The organism is Pectobacterium jejuense, assembly GCF_026800125.1.
Taxonomy (GTDB): Bacteria; Pseudomonadota; Gammaproteobacteria; order Enterobacterales; family Enterobacteriaceae; genus Pectobacterium; species Pectobacterium jejuense.
On the sequence record NZ_JAPQKX010000029.1, the window covers coordinates 1 to 2953 of the forward strand.

The window sequence follows — 2953 nt, forward strand, 5'->3', positions numbered from 1 at the left end:
CAAAGACACCTTCGGGTTGTGAGGTTAAGCGACTAAGCGTACACGGTGGATGCCTAGGCAGTCAGAGGCGATGAAGGGCGTGCTAATCTGCGATAAGCGTCGGTAAGCTGATATGAAGCGTTATACCCGACGATACCCGAATGGGGAAACCCAGTGTGTTTCGACACACTATCATGACATGAATCCATAGTGTCATGAGGCGAACCGGGGGAACTGAAACATCTCAGTACCCCGAGGAAAAGAAATCAACCGAGATTCCCCTAGTAGCGGCGAGCGAACGGGGAGGAGCCCAGAACCTGAATCAGTTTGTGTGTTAGTGGAAGCGTCTGGAAAGTCGCACAGTAAAGGGTGATAGTCCCGTACACAAAAATGCACAGATTGTGAGTTCGATGAGTAGGGCGGGACACGTGACATCCTGTCTGAATATGGGGGGACCATCCTCCAAGGCTAAATACTCCTGACTGACCGATAGTGAACCAGTACCGTGAGGGAAAGGCGAAAAGAACCCCGGCGAGGGGAGTGAAATAGAACCTGAAACCGTGTACGTACAAGCAGTGGGAGCCTACTTGTTAGGTGACTGCGTACCTTTTGTATAATGGGTCAGCGACTTATATTCTGTAGCAAGGTTAACCGTATAGGGGAGCCGCAGGGAAACCGAGTCTTAACTGGGCGTTAAGTTGCAGGGTATAGACCCGAAACCCGGTGATCTAGCCATGGGCAGGTTGAAGGTTGGGTAACACTAACTGGAGGACCGAACCGACTAATGTTGAAAAATTAGCGGATGACTTGTGGCTGGGGGTGAAAGGCCAATCAAACCGGGAGATAGCTGGTTCTCCCCGAAAGCTATTTAGGTAGCGCCTCGTGAATTCATCTTCGGGGGTAGAGCACTGTTTCGGCTAGGGGGTCATCCCGACTTACCAACCCGATGCAAACTACGAATACCGAAGAATGTTATCACGGGAGACACACGGCGGGTGCTAACGTTCGTCGTGAAGAGGGAAACAACCCAGACCGCCAGCTAAGGTCCCAAAGTCATGGTTAAGTGGGAAACGATGTGGGAAGGCATAGACAGCCAGGATGTTGGCTTAGAAGCAGCCATCATTTAAAGAAAGCGTAATAGCTCACTGGTCGAGTCGGCCTGCGCGGAAGATGTAACGGGGCTAAACCATGCACCGAAGCTGCGGCAGCGACACTTAGGTGTTGTTGGGTAGGGGAGCGTTCTGTAAGCCGTCGAAGGTGGCCTGTGAGGGCTGCTGGAGGTATCAGAAGTGCGAATGCTGACATAAGTAACGATAATGCGGGTGAAAAACCCGCACGCCGGAAGACCAAGGGTTCCTGTCCAACGTTAATCGGGGCAGGGTGAGTCGACCCCTAAGGCGAGGCTGAAAAGCGTAGTCGATGGGAAACAGGTTAATATTCCTGTACTCGGTGTTACTGCGAAGGGGGGACGGAGAAAGCTAGGTTATCCGGGCGACGGTTGTCCCGGTTTAAGCGTGAAGGTGGATGACTTTGGTAAATCCGGGTCATCGTTAACACTGAGGCGTGATGACGAGTCACTACGGTGATGAAGTAACCGATGCTACGCTTCCAGGAAAAGCCTCTAAGCTCCAGGTAACATCAAATCGTACCCCAAACCGACACAGGTGGTCAGGTAGAGAATACTCAGGCGCTTGAGAGAACTCGGGTGAAGGAACTAGGCAAAATGGTGCCGTAACTTCGGGAGAAGGCACGCTGATGGTAGGTGAAGTGACTTGCTCATGGAGCTGAAATCAGTCGAAGATACCAGCTGGCTGCAACTGTTTAATAAAAACACAGCACTGTGCAAACACGAAAGTGGACGTATACGGTGTGACGCCTGCCCGGTGCCGGAAGGTTAATTGATGGGGTCAGCCGCAAGGCGAAGCTCTTGATCGAAGCCCCGGTAAACGGCGGCCGTAACTATAACGGTCCTAAGGTAGCGAAATTCCTTGTCGGGTAAGTTCCGACCTGCACGAATGGCGTAATGATGGCCAGGCTGTCTCCACCCGAGACTCAGTGAAATTGAACTCGCTGTGAAGATGCAGTGTACCCGCGGCAAGACGGAAAGACCCCGTGAACCTTTACTATAGCTTGACACTGAACCTTGAGCCTTGATGTGTAGGATAGGTGGGAGGCTTTGAAGCGTGGACGCCAGTCTGCGTGGAGCCAACCTTGAAATACCACCCTTTAATGTTTGATGTTCTAACGTGGACCCGTGATCCGGGTTGCGGACAGTGTCTGGTGGGTAGTTTGACTGGGGCGGTCTCCTCCCAAAGCGTAACGGAGGAGCACGAAGGTTAGCTAATCCTGGTCGGACATCAGGAGGTTAGTGCAAAGGCATAAGCTAGCTTGACTGCGAGAGTGACAGCTCGAGCAGGTGCGAAAGCAGGTCTTAGTGATCCGGTGGTTCTGAATGGAAGGGCCATCGCTCAACGGATAAAAGGTACTCCGGGGATAACAGGCTGATACCGCCCAAGAGTTCATATCGACGGCGGTGTTTGGCACCTCGATGTCGGCTCATCACATCCTGGGGCTGAAGTAGGTCCCAAGGGTATGGCTGTTCGCCATTTAAAGTGGTACGCGAGCTGGGTTTAGAACGTCGTGAGACAGTTCGGTCCCTATCTGCCGTGGGCGTTGGAAGATTGAGAGGGGTTGCTCCTAGTACGAGAGGACCGGAGTGAACGCACCACTGGTGTACGGGTTGTGATGCCAATTGCATTGCCCGGTAGCTAAGTGCGGAAGAGATAACCGCTGAAAGCATCTAAGCGGGAAACTTGCCTCGAGATGAGTCTTCCCTGGACACTTGATGTCCCTGAAGGGCCGTTGAAGACGACGACGTAGATAGGCTGGGTGTGTAAGCGTAGCGATACGTTGAGCTAACCAGTACTAATGACCCGAGAGGCTTAACCTTACAACACCGAAGGTGTTTTGTGGG

Annotated in this window: 1 rRNA gene; it reads left to right on the forward strand. The window is 52.6% G+C overall.

From position 1 onward, the window contains the following. The first annotated feature begins 22 nt into the window (after window positions 1-22). A 23S ribosomal RNA gene (locus NXT09_RS22290) occupies window positions 23-2929 on the forward strand. The last annotated feature ends 24 nt before the right edge of the window (window positions 2930-2953 follow it).